Below are 19,740 nucleotides of genomic sequence, written 5' to 3'. Positions count from 1 at the left end.
CTCCCTGTGTTGTGCGATGCCCTTCGCGGGCCGCGGCTCCATGAAAACACCCGGTCCGCGCCGCCGGTCAGGCCAGGCCGCCGGACCTCCCGCCGGGGCGGGGCCGGGGAACGGGCGTGCCCGAGGGGGCGGACGGCATCCCCGGGGGATTGATAGGCTCCGCGTGAGCCGTGACTGGCGCGCTGGGATGGGGTCAACCATCGGGGAGCGGCTCGCTGTACTCACAGAGCCGTGCGCCTGGGCCGTCCCGTTGACGACGACGAACGACGACCGGAGGACCACCATGGCGGAGCCGTACAGCACAGAGTCGATCGCCTTCCGCAGCGCGCTCGAAGTGATCCGGGGGGTCGAGCCGCGGGTCGCGGAGGCCATCGCCGCGGAGCTCACCGACCAGCGCGAGATGCTCAAGCTGATCGCCAGCGAGAATTACGCCTCCCCCGCCGTGCTGCTGACGATGGGCAACTGGTTCAGCGACAAGTACGCCGAGGGCACGGTCGGCCGCCGCTTCTACGCGGGCTGCCGCAATGTCGACACCGTCGAGGCGCTGGCGGCCGAGCACGCCCGCAGCGTCTTCGGCGCCGCGCACGCGTACGCGCAGCCGCACTCCGGGATCGACGCGAACCTCGTGGCCTTCTGGGCGGTGCTCTCGCAGCGGGTCGAGACGCCGGGCCTGGCAAGGGCCGGGGTGCGCCAGGTCAACGACCTGTCGGAGCAGGACTGGGCGCAGTTGCGGTCCGAGTTCGGCAACCAGCGCATGCTGGGCATGTCGCTGGACGCCGGCGGCCACCTCACGCACGGCTTCCGGCCGAACATCTCCGGCAAGATGTTCGACCAGCGCAGCTACGGCACCGACCCGGAGACCGGGCTGCTCGACTACGAGGCGCTGCGCGCGACGGCCCGCGAATTCCGCCCGCTGATCATCGTGGCGGGCTACTCCGCCTACCCCCGGCTGGTGAACTTCCGCATCATGCGGGAGATCGCCGACGAGGTGGGCGCGACCTTGATGGTCGACATGGCCCACTTCGCGGGGCTGGTCGCCGGCAAGGTGCTGACCGGCGACTTCGACCCGGTGCCGCACGCGAACATCGTCACGACCACCACCCACAAGTCGCTGCGCGGCCCGCGCGGCGGCATGGTGCTGTGCGACGACTCGCTCGCCGAGCACGTGGACCGGGGCTGCCCGATGGTGCTCGGCGGACCGCTGCCGCATGTGATGGCGGCGAAGGCGGTGGCGCTGGCGGAGGCGTCCCGGCCGGAGTTCCGTGACTACGCGCGGCAGATCGTGGACAACGCGCGGGCGCTGGCCGAGGGCCTGCTCACCCGCGGCGCGAAGCTGGTCACCGGCGGCACCGACAACCACCTGGTGCTGATCGACGTGTCGGGCTACGGCCTGACCGGGCGGCAGGCCGAGGCGGCGCTGCTGGACGCGGGCATCGTCACCAACCGCAATTCGGTGCCGCAGGACCCGAACGGCGCCTGGTACACCTCGGGGATCAGGATCGGCACCCCGGCGCTGACCACCCGCGGCCTCGGCGTGCGGGAGATGGACGAGATCGCCGGGCTGATCGACACCGTGCTGTCGGGGACGACGGCCGCGGCGGCGCCCAAGGGCGGGCTGTCGAAGGCGCACCACGTCCTGGACTCCGCGGTCGCCGACCAGGTCGCCAAGCGGGCGACGGACCTGCTGGCCGGCTTCCCGCTCTACCCGGGCATCGATCTGAGCTGACCGCCCGCGCGGGCGTGCGAAAGGGGGGGGCGCCCCGGCCGGTCGGCGGGGCGCCCCCCCTTTCGCACGCCCGCGGGTCAGTCGAACGACCAGAGCACGCCGTGGCCGGCGACGGTCAGCGCGGCCTGGATCGCGAGGGCCGCCACGCCGAGGGCGAGGCCGAGCACCGCTCGGCCCCGGCGGCGGGTGCCGCGGGCCAGCGCGGTGAGCGCGAGCACGATCGCGGCCGGGCCGAGCACCAGGTTGAGGACCAGCAGGCCGGGCAGGCCGAGCAGGAAGGAGGCGACGGCCATGCCGTCGGCGTCACGGGTGGGCGCGGCCGGTGCGCCGGTCGCGGCCGGGTGGGCTGCGGTGTTCACGGTGTTCCCTCCAGGAACGCTCACGGTGAGCGGGCGGTTCGGGACGCGCGGACGCAGGTGTCGCGGCGGACGCGCGGCCGGACGCGGCGCGGCAGGTACGTACGCGCCGCGGGCGGACGTCAGTTGCGGCGCCGGGCGGCGGCCTCGCGTACCGCGAAGGCGAGCAGCCAGGCGGCGATGGCGGCGGACGCGACGGTGAAAGCGGTGAGCGAGATGTGGGCGGCGGCTCCCATCACGACGCCGATGCCCAGCAGGAGGATGACGAGACTCATATCGGCTGCACCTCCGGGGAGTTGGAGTTTGGGGTAACACTTGTTCACTGAGTCCGAGTCTACAGTGGCGGGACTGGGCGAACGGTTGTTTACTGAATGACATGAGTCACACGCCAGCGACCCGGCAGATCCGACCAGGGGTCCGGCAGGCCCAGAAGGAGCAGACCCGGCAGGCGCTGCTGGACGCCGGTCTGCGGCTGCTCGACCGGCAGAGCCTGAGCAGCCTGGGGCTGCGCGAGGTCACCCGGGCGGTAGGCGTCGCGCCGACCGCCTTCTACCGGCACTTCCCCGACATGGCGGCACTGGGCGTGGCCCTGGTCGGCGAGGCACTGGGCAGCCTGCACACGGTGATCAGGGACGCGATGGCCGGCGGGCAGGACGCGGAGCGGCTGATCGACCGTACGGTGGCGGTCACCGCGGCCTACGTGGACGAGCACCGGGCGCACATCCGGTTCATCGCCCGCGAGCGTTACGGCGGGGTGCGGCCGGTGCGCGAGGCGATCGCGGCGGAATTGGGGCGCTTCACCGACGAGGTGGCCGCCGGGCTCGCGACGCAGCCGGTGTCGGCGGGCTGGAGTGCGGCGGATCTGCGGGTGCTGGCCGCGCTGTACGTGGACCACATGGTGATGACGGCCGCGGCGCTCATGGAGGCGCCGCAGGAGGATCCGGCGGCCCGCGAGGTGATCACCCGCACGGCTCGGCTGCAAATGCAGATCATCAGCCTGGGACGCAGCCACTGGCCGACCGGGCGGGCCTGAGCGCCGCACGGCCTCGGGGCGCGGGCGGGGCGGCCTGATCGCTTTGCCCGCGTATGGGCGCAGATGGGGCGCTTTTCGCCGGCGCGAACGGTGAACCGCCCGCGCCGGCGCCCTCCCCCGGTGTCGCCGCACCTCCCCTGCGCGGGCGAACCCGGCACCCTCAGGCACCGTTGCCCCCGATCATGGCCCGGGAGGTTCGCCTCAGGGGAGGACACAACGCGACAGCTCGCGGACAGAACGCGCCAGGCCGGGCGTAGCCTGGGAGAGCGCTCCCCACCTGCGGCAGAACGCCGCGGACCGCAGATTTGCCGAGGTGCCTGGCATGCCGTCCCCCGAGCCGTCGCCGCCCGCCGCCGAGCCGGCCGGGGCCGCCGAGCTGACCGAATGCGTCGTGGTGCCCCGGTTCATCGCCCGGGCCGTCGCCCGCGACACAGCGGAAGCCGAGTCGCTGGTACGGGCCGCGGGGCTGCCGACCATACTGAGCGCCCCGGTCACCGCCCGCACCCCGTCGGCCGGCACCTTCCGGCTGTGGCGCGAGGTGCTGGCCCGCACCGGGCGGCCCGACGCGGGCCTGCTGGCCGGCGCCCGCTACCGGCACGGGCTGTTCGACCTGGTCGACTACCTGATCAGCACCGCGCCCACGCTGGGCGAGGGGCTGGCGCTCGCCGCCGCGCACATCCATGTGGTGAGCAGCAACTCCCGGATCACCACCGAGGAGTGCGGTGACGAGGTCACCATCGGCTACGACATCCTGCGCCCGGACGACGACGTACGGAGCGTGGCGGCCGAGTTCGTCCTCGCGGTGCTCACCGAGCACATGCGGCACGGCACCGGGAGAGCGCTCTCTCCGACCCGGGTGTCGTTCACCCACCGGGCGCCGCGGCGGACGGCCGGCCACACCGACTACTTCGGCACCGCCACCCTCGACTTCGGCGCCCCCGCCGACACGATCACCCTGCACCGCAAGGAGCTGGAGCTGCCGATGGCCACCGCGGATCCGGCGCTCGCCGCGATCATCATGCGGTGCGCCGCCGCCTACCCGCCGCCGCGGCAGGGTCCGGTCGGCCCACTGCCGGGTCTGCGGGCCGCGATCCTGGCCCAGCTCGGCGACGGCCGCCCGTCGCTGGCCGGCACCGCCCGCGGACTCGCGGTCAGCCCGCGCACCTTGCAGCGGCGGCTCGCCGAGGCCGACACCACCTGGCGTGCCGAACTCGACGCCGTACGCAGGGAGCGCTCGGCGGGCCTGCGCCGCACCGGCTCGGAGTCCGCCCAGCGCGCCGCCGCCCGGCTCGGCTTCGCCGAACCGCGGTCACTGCGCCGGGCGATGCACCGCTGGCAGACCCTCGACGCCGACGGCACACCCCTGCCGGGGCGGGAGGAGTGAGCCGCTTGGGCCGCAGCGGCCGTCCGGCCCGTTCATCTCGGCTGAGCAGGGGAGAAGCACACATGCCCGAGCACGTCGCCGTGTTCACCGCGACCGCCGGCTACCGGCACGACTCGATCGGCGCGGGGGTGGCCGCGCTCGCCGGACTCGCCGCGGCCGAGGGGCTGTCGGTGCGGCACACCGAGGATCCGCGGGAGCTGGAAAGGCAGTTGGCGAACCGCTGCGCGGCCGTGGTCTTCCTGTCCCCCACCGGCGAGGTGCTGGACGACGACGCCCGGCGCGCGCTGCGGGCGTACGTCACCGGCGGCGGCGGCTTTCTCGGCGTGCATGCCGCGACCTGCGCCGAATACGACTGGCCGTGGTACGGCGAGCTGACCGGGGCGCGCTTCACCGGGCATCCCGCGGTGCAGACCGCCGCGGTGACGGTGGAGGACCGGGACCACCCGGCCACCGCGCATCTGCCGCGCGAGTGGGAGTGGACCGACGAGTGGTACGACTTCGGGGCGAGCCCGCGCGGCGCCGGGGTGCGGGTGCTGGCGTCGGTGGACGAAGGGCGGTACGAGGGCGGCACGATGGGCGCCGACCATCCGCTGGTGTGGTGTCGGCGGGTGGGTGCGGGCCGGTCGTTCTGCACCGCGCTCGGGCACTCCGAATCGGCCTACGCCGACCCTGACTTCCGTGCGCACCTGCGCGGGGCGCTGCTGTGGTCCGCGGGGCGCGCGCACGAGTGACCCGCCCTGCGAGGGGGCGCGAAAACCGGCCGCACGCCCGGAATTGTCGTCGTTCACGGGCGCAATCGGCGACGGCACTACTACCCTGAGTCGCCGGGTGGGTTGAGTACGGCGGAAGCCGGGAGGACCGTATGGACGTGGAAGGCGCGGACACGGCAGAACCCGAGCGCTCGGGCGGTGTGCCGTCCGAACAGCTGGCCGGATTGCTCGAGCGGGCGGACAACGGCGTCGCGGCGGCACGCGAACTCGGCGCCGTGCGCTTCGCGTTGATGCACTACTGCGGTCTCCAGTCGTGCCGCCACACCAAGGGTCCGCCGCGGCGGATGAACCGGCGGACCTTCCGGCACAGCTTCCTGCTGCCGGACGGCACCGTGCGGGTGGTGTGGGAGCTGGAGCACGACACGGGCGCCGACGCTCTGCCGCACCGCTCGGTCTTCACCGAGCAGGAGGGGCTGACGCTCGCCGAGTGGGAGGTCGACATGGCCTTCGGCGGGACGAACGGCCCGCAGGAGCTGCCGTACGACCCGCGCGGCGGCGTGATCCGGCCCGAGCGCGGCGCCGAGGACCTGGACGCGCTGCTCGCGGCGGGCCGCCCGGAGAACGCTCTCCGGCGGGCCTACACCGAGGGCGACTCCGCCGAGCACGCCAGGCGGCTGCTGCGCCGGGCGGCCAACGCCGGGGCACCCGGCAGCGAGGTCGGGATCCGGCTGCGCGCGGCCATCGCGCACGACATCAGCATCGTCACCCGCAGAAGCGCGCTGGTGGCCGGCCGCCATGTGTCCTGGTCGCTGTACGAGCACGCGTTCCTGCTGCTGGACGGCAGCGAGGTGAGCCTGTGGGAGATCGACCACACCCGCACGCCGAGCGGCGACCCGGTGTGCGAGGTCTACGCGTCGCAGGACGCCGCGCTCGACACCGCGATCCGGCGGATCGAGGCCGGCTGACGGCGGCGGGTCAGCGTACGGACGCGGCGGGGCCGGGGCCCGCGCCGCCCGCGCGCCCGACGGCGGCGGCGAGCGCGGCGGCGCTGATCAGCTCCTCATGGGTGCCGGGGCTGCCGCAGGCGTAGGCACCGGAGACCGATCCGGCCAGCACGCAGTCCTCCAGCGCGGCGCCCGAGAAGCGGGCGTGCAGGAAGGCGGTGAGGAAGGCGTCGCCCGCGCCGTTGCTGTCCACCACTGGCCGCTCGGGCGCGACGGCGGGGAAGTGCCGTGGCCTGCTGTCGCCGCGCTCCATCACCTGGCAGCCGGCGGCCCCGTCGGTGGCCACCACCAGGGCGGCCCTGCCCTGGTCCAGGATCTGCCGCATGACCGCGGGAATGCGCTCTCCGACGGTGGCGGCGCTGAGGAAGACCAGGTCGGCGCCATAGGCCCACGGGTGCGCCGAGCCGTCCTCGCCGTCCCAGGCGTGCAAATCGGTGGAGACCGTACGGCCGAGCCGCAGGGCGTCGGCGAAGACCGGCTCCGCGTGCGGTGAGCGGGAGATGTGCACATGGCGGGCGCGTTCGAGAAGCGGCAGGTAGAAGCTGCCGGGCAGCCGCAGCCCGTACGGGTGGCGGCCGTCGTAGAAGGAGAAGCGGCGTCCTTCGCGGTCGACCAGGTTGACGCTGCGCGGGGTGCCGGCCGGCGCCGGCAGATGGCTGAAGTCCAGCCCGGCGGCGGCGTAGCGGTCCAGGATCATCCGGCCCTGCGGGTCGTCACCGAGGAAGTCGATGAATTTCGTGGCCAGGCCGAGCGCGTGGAAGCCCAGCGCCACGCCGTTCCCGGTGTGCGCCACGTAGTCCCTGATCGGCGGGACACCGAGGAAGTCGCCGCTCGGCACGGCCAGTTCGTCCACCAGGACGATGGTGTCGACCCCGGCGCCGCCGACCACCAGCACGTCGTAGGCCGGGCCGGTCGGTGCGGTGGTCATCGGCGTGCTCTCCGTCGTGGTCCAACGCGGGGCGCCGCGCTGCACATTGCAGCAAGATCCTACCGAAACGCCCGGCCGCCGCACCCGATCATGGTGCGCGCTGATCGCCGCGCCCGTCGTCCGGGCCGCGGGGCGGTTCATCGTGGCCGCGCCGCCGCCCGTCCTGGTGCTCGGGCTGCGCCGCCTGCGGCGGCTCCTCGTGGCCGGTCAGCGCGATCAGCGACAGCCGGGACAGCGGCGGCAGGGGCCCCTGGCGGCCCGCCCGGCGCCAGGCGACGGCCACCGTCAGCCGGAACATCTTCCTGGCCGCGTACAGCAGCAGCGCGGCGAGCGGGAGTTCGGCGGCGACCGCGGTCACGATCGACCCGGTCAGCTCGTTGCTGTTCCAGTCCAGCACGATGTCGAACCACGCGTCGCAGCACAGCAGGGTGGCGGTCGCCACGGCCCACGGGACGAAGATCTGCAGGCGCCGCCAGGCGCACAGCGCGGTGATGCCGATCGCGACGACCAGCGCGGCGTCGAAGCCGACCCAGGCGTAGCGCCAGTTGCTGACCGTCCGCCGGGTCGGCAGGCTCACCGACAGGTAGGCGATCCACGGGATGAGGAAGAGGAAGCTTCCGGTGATGACGGCGAGGAACATCCTCCGCATGTGACGCACATGCGGGTCGTTCGGCGACGGGACCTCTGGCAGCATGCCGTCCACTGTGCCCGACCGGCCGCGGGGACCGCCGTGCCTCGCCGGACCACGGTCACTTCGTTGCCGTGCCGGGCGCTGGACGTCCGCCCGGCCGGGTGCGGGATGCCCGCCGGGCCGCTGCTCGACGCCCGCCCGGCCGGGCGCTGGACTGTCCGCCGGCCAGGCCCCTCTTTCGCTCGTCGGCGGACCGCGCGCCGCCCTCGGACGCGCGGTCCTGCTTCTCATGGCGCTCAGGACGCGGAAACTGTCACACCGGCCCCATCCGCACCCCGGGCCGGCAGGGCGGACGGGGCCGGGCGGTTCAGTGCGGGAACACCGCGGGGTCGGCGTTGTGGACCAGTTCGAGTGCCTGCTGCGGGAACCACTTGCCCGCCGCGGGGTCCTGGTAGCCGCGCTCGGGGTCGTTGGGGCCCGCGGTGCCGCGGGTGCACTGGCCGTCGGACTCACCGGGGATCTTCACCCAGAGCCTGGCGTCCTGGAGCGGGTCGCCGGTGCTGAGGGTCGGGCGGGCGCCGAGGCCGCGTCCTGGCGGGTTGCACCAGTCCTGGGCGTCGGTGTAGACGCCGGCCGGCGCGACCCAGGGGCCCTGGCCGTTGCGGCTGGTGTCGGCGACGTAGTGCTTCATGGCGGAGGGCGCGGTGTGGACGTTGGCGTCCAGCCAGGCCTGGGCGTCGTTCACCGGCCAGTACTGGTTGGGGCAGGCGGACGCGGCGCCGCCGGCGGAGACGTAGGCCAGACAGGACGAGACGAGCTTGCCGTACCAGGCGATCTCGCTGTCGGAGCGGTAGTTGGAGATGTTGAGGTAGAAGCCGGTGGCGTCGTCGACGCCGCCGGCGATCAGCCGCGGCACGATGTCGTTGATGCTGTGCCAGCCGCTGTGGCCCGCGTCCAGGTAGACCTTGGTGCCGGAGAGCGGTTCCAGGGCGGTCACGGCGTAGTGGATCTGGGCGTAGCGCTGGGCGGTCATCGTGCCCTGGGCGTCGTCCATGCCGCAGTCGGAGGGCACCAGGGCGAGCGAGTCGGGTTCGAGGACGACGTCGGCGGGCCGGTCGCCGATGCCGGCCTTCACCGCGTCGATCCAGGCCTGGTATTCGGCGGTGTCGGCGGCGCCGCCCGCCGAGTACTGGGCGCAGTCGCGGCCGGGGATGTTGTAGAGCGCGAAGACCGGCAGCGCGTGCCTGCGTGCGGCGTCGGTGGCGGTCCTGTCCACGGCCTTGCGGGTGTCGGCGGGGCTGGTGCCGCCGTCCAGCCAGACGGCCTGCGGGGTCAGGCTCATGGCGAGCAGCCCGGCGGCGTCCTTGAGCTGCCAGTGCCGCGCGAGGTCGAGGATCTGGGCGTTCGCGTCCGCGTTGGCCGGCGGGGTGAACAGCGTGGTGGGGGCGGCCGCGGGGTGGCCGGGCGCCGTGGCGTGCGCGGGCACGGCGGCCGTGAGGGCGGCAAGAGCGGCGGTGGCCGCGGCGACGGTGAGCGTACGGGAACGTGCGCGGACGCGTGCGGTCATGGGGGGTGGGCTCCTTGGGAGGCGGACACGGGTGCCGTTCGGGAAGCGCTCTCCACAGCGGTGCTCCATGACATTCGCCACGAATATGGGAGCGCTCCCATATGCAGAGGAATTAACTCCTCGCACGGGACCGCAGTCAATCCCCTGTGCGGGCTTCAAGAAATGAAGACTCATGAAGCCCGCACAGGTTCGGGGCCGGACACAGGCGCGAGTCGCGGTCCCCTACTTGAGGGCCCCCGTCACCAGGTCGATCCGCCAGAAGCGCTGCAGCGACAGGAACAGCGCGATCACCGGCAGGACGGAGAGCAGTGTCCCGGTGATCACCAGCGAGTACAGCGACGCCTCGGCGGCGCCGTGCCGCAGCAGGCTGTACAGACCCACGGTGAGCGGGAACTTGTCGTCGGAGGTCAGCATCACGTACGGCAGCAGGAAGTTGTTCCAGATCGCGATGAACTGCAGCAGGAAGACCGTGACGAGACCCGGCCCCATCAGCCGCAGGCCGACGGAGAAGAAGAGCCGCCCCTCCCCCGCCCCGTCGATCCGGCCGGCTTCGAGCAGCGAGTCGGGGACGGCGGACTGGGCGTAGATCTTGCAGAGGTAGATGCCGTAAGGATTGAACAGCTGCGGCAGCAGCACCCCGGTCATGCTGTCCGTCATGCCGGCCTTGGACAGCAGCAGATACTGCGGCACCGCCAGCACGATCTGCGGCAGCAGCACCCCGGCGAGGATGGTGTTGAACAGCGCGCCGCGCCCGCGGAATTCGTACTTCGCCAGCGCGTAGCCGGTCGCGGCCGACACGAACGACGCGAGCAGCCCGCCGACGGCGGCGTAGAGGAAGCTGTTGAGCATCCAGTGCCAGAAGATGCCGCCCTGGTAGTCCGACAGGTCGCGGATGTTGTGGACGATGCCGAGGTCGAGCGAGGGGACGTAGGTGTCGGTGGAGAAGAGCGTGGTGCGGGACTTGGTGGCCGCGATGAGGATCCACAGCGTCGGCACGACGCAGTAGAGCGCGCCGAGCACCAGGGCGGTGGTGGGGAGCACCGCGATCCGCCGCGGCCGGCGGGCCGCGGGCACCGGGGCGGTACGGTCGCGGGGGCCGGCTCCGGCCGTGGCGGTCATGCGGCCTCCTGCTGGACCCGGGACTGGATGATGCGGGCGGTGACGAAGGACACCGCGAGGGCCGCGGCGGTCAGCACCACGGAGGTCGCGGCGGCCGAGTAGATGTCGGAGTTGCCGAAGGCGTCGTCGTAGATCTTCATCAGCGGCACCCAGGTGGACGACACCGCGTTGGACAGCGGCTTGAGGGTGTTGGGCTCGTTGAAGACCTGGAGGGCGGCGAGCACCGTGAACAGCCCGCACATCACCACCGCGGGCAGCACCATCGGCACCTTGACGCGCAGCACGATCTGCCACTCCGAGGCGCCGTCGAGGCGGGCGGACTCGTGGAGTTCGGCGGGCAGCGCGCGCAGGGCGGTGTAGATCACGATCATGTTGAAGCCGACCGCGCCCCACACCGCGACATTGCCGACCGAGAAGTAGACGGCGACCTGGCCGAAGAAGTCCACCCGGTCGCCGCCGATCGGGCTGGTGGCGGGCAGGTAGAGGAAGCCCCACATCAGCGAGGCGATCACCCCGGGCACCGCGTAGGGCAGGAAGATCGTCAGCCGGGTGATCCGCTTGAGCCGGGTCCGCTCCAGGTCGAGCAGCACCGCGAAGAGCAGCGCGAGCAGGACGGTGGCGGGCACGGTGAAGGCGCCCAGCGCCAGCATCCGCAGCACTCCCGACCACAGCTCCGTATCGCCCAGCACATCACGGTAGTTGGCCAGGCCCGCGAAGACGGTGTGGGTGCCGCCGCCGAGCAGGCCGCCGTTGACCTTGCGGCGCTGGAAGCTGAGCAGCAGCGCGTAGCCGCCGGGGGCCGCCACGAACGCGGTGAAGAGCAGCACGGCGGGCAGGACCAGCAGATACGGGAAGCCGCGGGTCCTGCGCGCGGCCGCGGGGTTGCGTGCCATCAGCCGACCGTGAATCCGAGCTTCTTCATGTCGGCGACGGTCGCGCTCTGCATGGCGTCGAGCGCGCCGGTGAAGGAGCCGCCGGACTGCAGGGCCTTGCTGAAACCGTCGGTGTAGCCGGTGAAGGTGACGGTGACGTCGGGGCCCCACATCGGGAAGCTGCGGGCCGCGGGGGCGACCTTCTTCACCTCGGCGTAGAAGTCCGGCTGGTTCGGGAAGAACGCGGGCGCGGACCGCAGCACCGGCAGTGAACGCCCCGAGGTGGCGGCCGGGTAGACGTTGATCTGCTTGACCTGCTCGGTCACCGCCGCGTCGTCGGTGTTCAGCCAGGACGCGAACTCGGCCGCTTCCGCGGGGTGCGCGGAGTCCGTGGTGACGGTGGTCGCCGAGCCGCCCCAGATGCCGGTGGCCGGGTCGCCCGCGGTCCAGGCCGGCAGCGCCGCGACCGCCCATTTGCCCTTGGTGGCGGGCGCGATGCCGCCGAGCTGGGCGGGCGCCCAGGCGCCGGAGATCCAGGTGAGCAGGGTGCCGTCGTTCATCTGCTTGTTCCACTGCGGGGAGAACGACGGGTTCTTGGCGACGCTGCCGTCGTCGACGAGCCCCTGCCAGTAGCCGGCCACCTTCTTCGTGGGCGCGTCGGCGATGTCGACCTTCCAGGTGTCGCCGCTGGTGGACCACCAGTTGGCGCCGGCCTGCTGGGCGAGCCCGGTGAACCAGCCGGGGTCGGCCGCGTCGAAGTTGGTCAGATACGCCTTGGGGGCCTTGGCCCGCAGGGCCTTCGCGTCGGCTGCGAAGTCGTCCCAGGTCTTCGGCACGCTCAGGCCGTACCGGGTGAACAGGTCCGCGCGGTAGAAGAGCATCAGCGGGGCGACGTCCTGCGGGACGCCGTAGACCTTGCCCTGGAAGACCGTGCTCTTCAAGGTGGCGTCGTCGTACTTGGCGACGGTGTCCTTGGTGTATGCGGTGATGTCGGCGACGACGCCCTTGGACACCAGCGCGGGCAGCGACTGGTATTCGACCTTGGCGAGGTCGGGGCCGTTCCTGGCCTCGTGGGCGGTGATCATCTTCGCCACCAGCTGGTCGCCGCCTGCCGGGTTGGAGAGCTTGACCTGGATGCCGGGGTGGCCGGCGTTCCACTTCGCCACCACTTTGTCGATGTTCGGGTCCCAGTCCCAGAACGTCAGGGTGACCTTGCCCTTGCTCCCTGCGGGGGCGGACGCGTCGGACTTCTTGCCGGAACCGCCGCCCCCGCAGGCCGCGGTGGTGACGAGCAGCCCGGCTGCCAGCAGCGCGACGGCGGCGGCGCCGCGCCGCCCTGTCGGTATCACGCTCATGGGGTGTCCTCAGCTCTCTTCGTTGGCGGGCGCGGTGGCCCAGTCGGGGAATTCCAGGGGGGTGCGCTGCAGTCCGATCCACTGGCGCCGGGTGAAGCCGGGCATCTGGTTCTCGGCGCCGTGCCTGGCGTGCGCGTCGTTGACGTGCACCTCGCCGGCCTGGAGCTGTTCGGCGACGGACAGTCCGCGGACCAGGTCCCGGGTGAAGACCGAATCCATCAGCATGGGAAGGCCGTTGGTGAGGGCGATCGCCTCGGCCTCGGTGTCGACGACGGTGACCGGGATGACCGGGCCGAAGACCTCCTCGCGGAAGGCGGGCATGCCGGGGGTGACGTCGGCGAGCACGGTGGGCCGGTAGAACAGCCCCTCGTAGGTGCCGCCGGTCAGCAGTCGGGCGCCCATCGCCAGCGAGGGTTCGACGATGTCGCGGTGCAGCCGGTCGCGCTGCGCGGCGCTGATCAGCGGGCCGAGCGCCGTGCCGGCGGCGAAGGGGTCGCCGACGGTGAGGGCCGCCGCCCGCCGGGTCAGGGCGTCCAGGTAGTCGGCGGCCGCCGCGCGCTGCACGATGTGCCGGCTGGCGCTGATGCAGGTCTGGCCCTGGAATTCGAACGAGGCGATCATGGCGCAGTTCGCGGCGAGTTCGACATCGGCGTCGTCGAGCACCACGAAGGCGTTGCTGCCGCCGAGTTCGAGGCGGATGTCGCGCAACTCCCCCGCCGCCGCGCGGTCGATGGCCAGGCCCACCTCGCGCGAACCGGTGAAGTCCAGCATGTCCAGGCCCTGGTGGCGGGCCAGCGGCCAGCCCGCGTCGGGGCCGTCCCCGGTCACCACGTTCAGCACGCCGGGCGGCAGACCCGCGTGGTCCGCGGCGGCGGCCAGCACCTGGCCGCCGATCACCGGGGTCAGCTCGGCGGGCTTGAGGACCACGGTGTTGCCGAAGGCCAGGCCCGGCGCGAGGGCCCGCATCGCCAGATTCATCGGGTAGTTCCAGGGGGTGATGAGCCCCAGCACGCCCAGCGGTACCGCCCGGGACAGCGAGAGCTTGCCCGCCTTGTACGGCGGCAGGATGTCGCCGGCGTTCTCACTGACCTGGACGGCGGACAGCGCGAGCTGCCGGATGCTGGTGCCGACCTCGTCCTCGGCCTTGGCCCGCACCCCGCCGGTCTCGCGCATGCTCTGCTCGACCAGCTCCTCGTAGTGCGCCTCCAGATAGCCGCAGAAGGCGCGCAGATACCCGGCGCGTTCGGGCGCGGAGAGCGCTCCCCAAGCGGGCTGGGCGGCCCGTGCGGCGGCGACCGCCCGGTCGATGTCGGCGGCCGAACCGAGCGCGTAGCTGCCGATCGGCGTGCCGGTGGCCTTCTCCTCGACCGCCCCGGTGCGTCCGGAGGCGGCGGGTACGAAGGCCCCGTCGATGTACAGCCGGCCGTCGCCGGGTTGGGAGGGCATGCGGGCTCCAGGGTGCCGGAGGGTGGCGGCACGATGCCGCCGCTTTTTCCGAGACTTAAACTAAGTAGAAGCCGATGGGGGGTCAACGGTCGTGACGAACAAATTTCCCCGAGATGGCGGAACGGCGGGCCGGCCCGCGGGACTCAGCGGCCCCCGGCCGTCAGGAGTTCGTGCACCGGCAGCGTGGCCGCGCCGAGGGCCACCTGCTCAGGACCCAGCCGGCCCAGTTCGAGCACGGTGCGCTCGGCCAGGTAGTCCAGGGTGTGCCGCCGCATCGCGTCCCGGACCGCGGGCAGCATCGCGGGACCCATGGCCGCGCTGACCCAGCCGGACAGGATCACCCGGTCGGGGCCGAGCAGGTTGATGAGGTTCCCGATCCCGATGCCGAGGTATTCGGCGGTGGCGCGGACCGTGTCGGCCGCGGGACCCGGCCGGGCCGCCTCGGCCACGAGCGCGGCCAGCCGCGCCTCGGTGTCGGCGCCGCCGCCGGCCCCGCGCGGGGCGCCGGACTGCTCGGGGAGGCCGGCCAGCCGCGCGTAGCGCTCCAGGATCGCGTCCGCGCCGACGTAGGCCTCCAGGCAGCCGTGCGAGCCGCACCGGCACAGCGCCCCGCCGGCCTCGACCACGGTGTGCCCCCACTCGCTGGTGGTGCTGGTCACCCCGCCGGGCGACCCGGTGGCGACCGCCGCGCCGACGCCGACCGCGAGCAGGCCGACGATCGCCCGCTGCGCGCCGCGGCCCGCACCCCGCCACATCTCGGCCTGGCCGAGGGTGCGGGCGCAGTTGTCCAGGTGCAGGGGCGCGGCGACATGGGGGCGCAGCAGCGTGTCGAACGGGACGTCGGACCAGCCGAGGGTGGGCGCGTGCACCAGCCCGTCGGGCAGGACGGCGCCGGGCACCCCGATACCGACGCCGAGCAGCGCGGCCGGGTCGGCGCCCGCCTTCGCGGTGACCTCCTCGATGCCGGCCCGTACCAGTTCCGCGAGCACCGCGGGCTCGGGGCGGCCCTCGTCCATCGGGTAGGTGGCGGTGGCGACGGTGTCCAGGGTCCAGTCGAAAAGGCCGACCTGGACATGGGTCTCGCCGATGTCGACCCCGACCACCTGGGCGTATCCGGGGCGCACTTCGAGCAGGGTACGCGGCCGGCCGCCGTCGGAGTCCAGCAGTCCCGCCTCGGCGACCAGGCCGTCGGCGACCAGGCCGGTGACGACGTTGCTCACCGTCGCGGAACTCAGCCCGGTGGCCTTCATCAGGTCGAAGCGGCTGGCGGAGCCGTGCAGATAGAGCCTGGTCAGCACGGAGGTGCGATTGTGCCGACGGAGGTCTCTCGTCGTCCGGCCCACCTCGCGCGTCACCGGACTCCCCTCATGATCTCGGTCCCGGCGGTCCGCGTGGTCCACCGGTCCTGCCGCGGTCCCGGCCGGTCGGACCGCAGGCGCCGCCGAACTGCACGACGCCTCCCGGGAATCGCGGGCGACATGGCACATAGTGCCAGATCGCGGCCTTCCCGCCGCCCCTCGGTGAGCGCTCTCCCAGATTTCCACAGGCACCGCGGCACCGCGCAGCCGCCCCCGGTCCGTACCCTCAGGCCCGTCCGTACCCGCGAGCCCGTCAGCCCGTCAGCAGCACCTCCAGCGCGGCAGCCGTGTCCGGGTGGCGGCCGAGCAGGGCCGCGCCCCGCGCGCCGGGGTCCGCCGCCCAGCTCCCCTCGCAGCCCAGCAGCTCGGCGAACGCGTCGCAGGCCGCCGGATGGGCGGCCAGCAGGACGGCGCCGCGCCCGCCGGCACCTGCCGCGGGCGGCCCGGCGGCCGGTTCGGGACCGGCCAGCCACGGCGGCACCCAGGCGTCGAGCGCCGCGAGGCGGCCGGGGAAGATCCGCCCGGCCTCCCGGATCAGCAGCGGCGCCGCTTCCGCGCCGCCGGCCCGCAGGGTGCTGATCAGCGTCGGCAGCCACGGCAGCAGCACCGGGTCGGGCAGCCGGGCGAACGCGTTCGACACCAGCTCCACGACGAAGTCCGCCAGCTGCGGCACCGGTTCGAGCGCGTGCAGGAAGCCGCTGAGGTAGCGCGGATAGGCCGGCACCACCAGCGGATTGCCCAGCAGCTCGTCGCAGCGCGCCCGCAACCGCGCCCGGGACAGCTGTCCGAGCTGCACCTGCGCCGCCCACAGCAGCGCCACCTTGGCGGGCTCCCGCGGGTGCGACTGCGCGAACGCCAGCTCCAGCTGGGTGCGGTCGCAGCCCAGCGACAGCGCCAGGCTCTCCATGCTGAACAGGAAGCCCAGCATCGCCGCCACCTGGCCGGCGGTCGCGTCCTCGTCGGTGAACGCGGTCGGCAGCAGCGTGCAGTAGTGCGCGTAGCCGGTCTTGACGAAGGCCTCGATCCAGCCGGGCAGCGCCGGCTCACCGGTCCGGTAGTACGCCAGCAGCCGCCGCACCCGGCGCAGCACCTCGGGCGCGCCGTCGACGCTGCGCTCGGTCGCCAGGACCTCCAGGGCGCGGGTGCCCAGCTCGTCGGCGAGCCGGCGGCTGCGCAGATACAGCGTGGCGTCCTCGACGGCCTGCAGCACGGTCGCGGTGGTCGCCCGCGGGCCGTACGCCGTACGCCGCAGCCGCTGCTCCAGGACCTGCTCGATGCTGACGCCCTCGTAGCCCAGCTCGATCAGCGCCCGCTGGTGGGTGCCGAGCGCGATGTCCCAGGACTCCTGGATGGGGTGCTCGCCGAGCCGCCGCTCGCCCATGATCGGCCGCGCGGTGCCGGGCGGCATCAGCTGCCGCAGCATCCACAGCACGTCGGAGCACCGCGCCACTTCCGGCCGGGCCGCCATGTCGAGCAGCGCCCGCTGCACCCCGCGCTGCTGGAGCTTCAGTCCGAGCGGCGCGAGCCGGTCGTGCACATCGCGGGCCAGCGGCGGCAGCGCGTCGTAGCCGACCTGGCCGATCCGGTCGCCGCCCATCATGATCTCCACCAGCCGGCGCACGTCGCGCCGGCCGGGCACCGTGTCCTTCTCGATGCAGGTGACCGCCGCGTCCTGGAAGTCGTACGGCGTGGGCCTGGCCCGGTCGCGCATCCCGGCCAGCAGGATCGACGTCTCGAAGACGGCGATGGCGTCCGCGGTCGAGGCGAGGTAGCCGCTGCGGCGGGCGGCGCGCACGATGTCGACGGACCAGCCGAGCAGTTCCGCCTCGTCCAGCCGGTCCAGGACCGGCGGGCGCCGCAGGAAGCCGGTGAGCCGGTCGTCGGCGGCTCCCTCGGGCGCGGCGGGGGCCGGGGCCGGTGTCCTGCCGCCCTTCGCCGGCTTCTTCGTCCCGGCCTGCCCGGCGAGCCGGAAGGGCTGCACCCGGGTGCGCCTGAGGTTCTTCGCCCACTGGGTCGCGGCGATCGACACGGACCCGGCGGCGAGGCCGAACTGCGCCTCGATCGCCGTGTGGCTGGACGGGATGAGGCCGTACTGCCAGGTGCTGGCGCTGCGCGGGGTGATCTCGAAGGTGTCGGCGCCGTGGACGCCGAACTCCGCGACCCGGCTGGCCGCGTGGAAGGCGCCGCAGACGTAGAGGCAGTCCGCGGGATCGGTGCCGGACGCGGCCAGGTGCTCGCGCATCCTGGTCCACATGTGGCGCTCGCGGTCCTCGTCCACCCCGACCCGCTCGGGGTCGCCCGGCGCCAGCCGCCGGAACAGGCTGCCGATCAGCAGCATCACCTGCCGGTACGTGTCGTGGTCGCTGTCGCCGAGCGGGAGTTCGACGTACTGGTGCCACCACTCCGACCAGTGCCGCACCTTGCCGTGGTGCAGCAGGTGCTCCTCCAGCTCGGCGAAACGCGGCCGCAGGTCGCCGATCTCCACGCCGACCGCGTCGCCGTGCAGCGCCGCCTCCTCCTCGGGCGGCGACGTGGCGGGCTGCGCGTCGGGGCCGGCGTCGGAGCCGGCGCCGGGACCTGGGCCGCGGGTCTGCCACTGGAAGACGTGGTCGGAGGACCGGTCGACCAGGACCAGTTCGACGCCGGGGGTGTCCAGCGCGTACGCGATCGCCTGGTATTCGGCCGACGCCTCGGTGAGGGGCGCGACGACCGACAGCGGTGCCCATTCGGGCGGGAAGCCGTCGACCTCGCTGGCGAACGCCTGCACCGCCACCGGGAGCCGGCAGTTGCGCAATTCCGGCAGCAGCGGCGCCATGTCCTCGCACAGCTCCAGATAGACGGTCTTCGGCTGCTTCTCCCGCAGCCGCCGTGCCATCGCGACGGCCGAGGCCGGTGAGTGGTGGCAGACCGGGAAGATCTCCAGCGGTTCGCGCACGGCCCGGTCGACGTCGTCGACGATGCCGAGGAGGATGCCCTCCAGTGCGTCGGGTCCGTCGGCGAACTGCGTGGCGGCCTGCTGCAGTTGGGTGCGCAGCGCGTCGAACGACGCGCTCTGCTGCCTTTCCCGCCCCTCCCGCGCTTCCTGGCCTTCCTGGACTTCGTGGCCCTCCTGGACGGCGGTCATGACAGGGTGGCTATCGCGTCACGGCCGCCTTCGAGGAACTCCGGCCAGGATCCGCCCACTTCCTTGCTGCGCGGCTCCACGACGCCGTGCAGGTACTTGTTGAAGATCGCCAGGTCCTCCGGTTCGCGCCGGGCGAGCGATCCGACGAGCGAGGACGCCAGGGTGTGGGCGGTCAGCGCGCGTTCGCCGAAGAAGTTGCTGTGCAGGATCGCGTCCTCCAGGACGCCGATCTGCTCGGCGGTGGACAGCGCGGACTCCAGCTTCTCGTCGTCGCTGCCGGCCGCGGCGGCCGAGGCTCGCAGGTCGGCGAAGCTCTGCAGCAGCACATCGAGCAGCGTCGGCGGTACGTCCAGCTCGATCCGGTGGCGGCGCAGCAGCTCCTCGGTGCGGAATCGGACGATCTCCGCCTCGCTCTTCTTGTTCGTCACCACCGGGATGCGGACGAAGTTGAAGCGCCGCTTGAGCGCGGACGACAGGTCGTTGACGCCCCGGTCGCGGCTGTTGGCGGTGGCGATGATGGAGAAGCCGGGCTTGGCGAAGACGATGTTGTCGCTGTTGTCGCTGTCCAGCTCGGGGACCGAGATGTACTTCTCCGACAGGATCGAGATCAGCGCGTCCTGCACGTCGCTGGTGGAGCGGGTCAGCTCCTCGAAGCGGCCGATCGCGCCGGCCTCCATCGCGGTCATGATCGGCGAGGGGATCATCGACTGCCTGGACTGGCCCTTGGCGATCACCATGGACACATTCCAGCTGTATTTGATGTGGTCCTCGGTGGTGCCGGCCGTGCCCTGCACCACCAGCGTGGAATTGCGGCATATGGCGGCGGAGAGCAGTTCGGCCAGCCAGCTCTTGCCCGTGCCCGGGTCGCCGATCAGCAGCAGCCCGCGGTCGGAGGCGAGCGTGACGATGGAGCGCTCGACGAAACTGCGGTCGCCGAACCACTTCGGGGCGATCTGCCGGTCCAGGCCGTCGGAACGCTCGGAGCCCAGCACAAACAGCCGGACCATCTTCGGCGAGAGCCGCCAGGTGAACGGCTTGGGACCGTCGTCCACCGACTCCAGCCAGTCCAGCTCCTCAGCATACTTGATCTCGGCGGGGGCGCGCAACAGGTCGGACATGACGGGGCC

General features: G+C 72.9%; 17 protein-coding genes and 1 riboswitch. Of the genes, 5 read left to right on the top strand and 12 right to left on the bottom strand.

Annotated elements, in window-relative coordinates:
• Positions 1 to 160 precede the first annotated feature (160 nt).
• Positions 161 to 250: riboswitch (ZMP/ZTP riboswitch) on the top strand.
• A gap of 33 nt (positions 251 to 283) precedes the next feature.
• Positions 284 to 1,726 (top strand): glycine hydroxymethyltransferase, encoded by a 1,443-nt coding sequence (locus OHA86_RS32415; RefSeq protein ID WP_329181085.1) that lies wholly within the window; start codon positions 284 to 286, stop codon positions 1,724 to 1,726.
• A 77-nt stretch (positions 1,727 to 1,803) separates the two neighbouring features.
• Here OHA86_RS32415 and OHA86_RS32410 read toward each other — a convergent pair whose 3' ends face one another.
• Positions 1,804 to 2,085, bottom strand: coding sequence for a DUF4190 domain-containing protein (locus OHA86_RS32410; protein ID WP_443071926.1), 282 nt, complete (start codon positions 2,083 to 2,085; stop codon positions 1,804 to 1,806).
• Between the two features lie 119 nt (positions 2,086 to 2,204).
• On the bottom strand, positions 2,205 to 2,357 hold the full coding sequence (locus tag OHA86_RS32405; RefSeq protein WP_329181083.1) for a hypothetical protein: 153 nt from the start codon (positions 2,355 to 2,357) through the stop codon (positions 2,205 to 2,207).
• 101 nt (positions 2,358 to 2,458) lie between these two features.
• On the opposite strand from OHA86_RS32405, the gene OHA86_RS32400 reads away from it, so the two are divergent.
• The 4 genes from OHA86_RS32400 to OHA86_RS32385 all read left to right on the top strand — a co-directional run bounded on the left by OHA86_RS32400 (position 2,459) and on the right by OHA86_RS32385 (position 6,174).
• On the top strand, positions 2,459 to 3,115 hold the full coding sequence (locus OHA86_RS32400; RefSeq protein WP_329181081.1) for a TetR family transcriptional regulator: 657 nt from the start codon (positions 2,459 to 2,461) through the stop codon (positions 3,113 to 3,115).
• Between the two features lie 322 nt (positions 3,116 to 3,437).
• On the top strand, positions 3,438 to 4,499 hold the full coding sequence (locus OHA86_RS32395) for an AraC family transcriptional regulator (protein ID WP_329181079.1): 1,062 nt from the start codon (positions 3,438 to 3,440) through the stop codon (positions 4,497 to 4,499).
• 62 nt (positions 4,500 to 4,561) lie between these two features.
• The gene (locus tag OHA86_RS32390) at positions 4,562 to 5,230 is read left to right on the top strand and encodes a ThuA domain-containing protein (protein ID WP_329181077.1); all 669 of its coding nucleotides are present in this window, start codon (positions 4,562 to 4,564) and stop codon (positions 5,228 to 5,230) included.
• Positions 5,231 to 5,361: 131 nt separating this feature from the next.
• The gene (locus OHA86_RS32385) at positions 5,362 to 6,174 is read left to right on the top strand and encodes a DUF6227 family protein (RefSeq protein ID WP_329181075.1); all 813 of its coding nucleotides are present in this window, start codon (positions 5,362 to 5,364) and stop codon (positions 6,172 to 6,174) included.
• 10 nt (positions 6,175 to 6,184) lie between these two features.
• On the opposite strand, the gene OHA86_RS32380 is transcribed toward OHA86_RS32385, so the two are convergent.
• The 10 genes from OHA86_RS32380 to OHA86_RS32335 form a co-directional block, all read right to left on the bottom strand.
• Positions 6,185 to 7,141 carry a carbohydrate kinase family protein gene (locus OHA86_RS32380; RefSeq protein WP_329181073.1) on the bottom strand — a complete coding sequence of 319 codons (957 nt, stop codon included), beginning with the start codon at positions 7,139 to 7,141 and terminating at the stop codon, positions 6,185 to 6,187.
• A gap of 88 nt (positions 7,142 to 7,229) precedes the next feature.
• Positions 7,230 to 7,835: a hypothetical protein gene (locus OHA86_RS32375; protein ID WP_329181071.1), complete on the bottom strand. Its 606-nt coding sequence runs from the start codon at positions 7,833 to 7,835 to the stop codon at positions 7,230 to 7,232.
• Between the two features lie 304 nt (positions 7,836 to 8,139).
• A complete protein-coding gene (locus tag OHA86_RS32370; protein WP_329181069.1) occupies positions 8,140 to 9,339 on the bottom strand; it encodes a glycoside hydrolase family 6 protein in 1,200 nt (399 codons plus the stop codon).
• Between the two features lie 222 nt (positions 9,340 to 9,561).
• Positions 9,562 to 10,458, bottom strand: coding sequence for a carbohydrate ABC transporter permease (locus tag OHA86_RS32365; RefSeq protein ID WP_329181067.1), 897 nt, complete (start codon positions 10,456 to 10,458; stop codon positions 9,562 to 9,564).
• Positions 10,455 to 11,351, bottom strand: coding sequence for a carbohydrate ABC transporter permease (locus tag OHA86_RS32360; protein WP_329181065.1), 897 nt, complete (start codon positions 11,349 to 11,351; stop codon positions 10,455 to 10,457). Before OHA86_RS32360 ends, OHA86_RS32365 begins: the two co-directional genes overlap by 4 nt.
• The gene (locus OHA86_RS32355; RefSeq protein ID WP_329181064.1) at positions 11,351 to 12,685 is read right to left on the bottom strand and encodes an ABC transporter substrate-binding protein; all 1,335 of its coding nucleotides are present in this window, start codon (positions 12,683 to 12,685) and stop codon (positions 11,351 to 11,353) included. Before OHA86_RS32355 ends, OHA86_RS32360 begins: the two co-directional genes overlap by 1 nt.
• 9 nt (positions 12,686 to 12,694) lie before the next feature.
• Positions 12,695 to 14,131 carry an aldehyde dehydrogenase family protein gene (locus tag OHA86_RS32350; RefSeq protein WP_329181062.1) on the bottom strand — a complete coding sequence of 479 codons (1,437 nt, stop codon included), beginning with the start codon at positions 14,129 to 14,131 and terminating at the stop codon, positions 12,695 to 12,697.
• Positions 14,132 to 14,274: 143 nt separating this feature from the next.
• Entirely contained in the window at positions 14,275 to 15,429 is a 1,155-nt protein-coding gene (locus tag OHA86_RS32345) for an ROK family transcriptional regulator (protein ID WP_329181060.1), read from the bottom strand.
• Between the two features lie 313 nt (positions 15,430 to 15,742).
• Positions 15,743 to 18,613: a hypothetical protein gene (locus OHA86_RS32340; protein WP_329181058.1), complete on the bottom strand. Its 2,871-nt coding sequence runs from the start codon at positions 18,611 to 18,613 to the stop codon at positions 15,743 to 15,745.
• Entirely contained in the window at positions 18,610 to 19,731 is a 1,122-nt protein-coding gene (locus tag OHA86_RS32335; protein ID WP_329181056.1) for an ATP-binding protein, read from the bottom strand. Before OHA86_RS32335 ends, OHA86_RS32340 begins: the two co-directional genes overlap by 4 nt.
• Between the last annotated feature and the right edge of the window lie 9 nt (positions 19,732 to 19,740).

This window comes from Streptomyces sp. NBC_01477 (assembly GCF_036227245.1).
Classification (GTDB): domain Bacteria; phylum Actinomycetota; class Actinomycetes; order Streptomycetales; family Streptomycetaceae; genus Actinacidiphila.
This window is presented reverse-complemented; position numbering and strand designations above follow the sequence as displayed.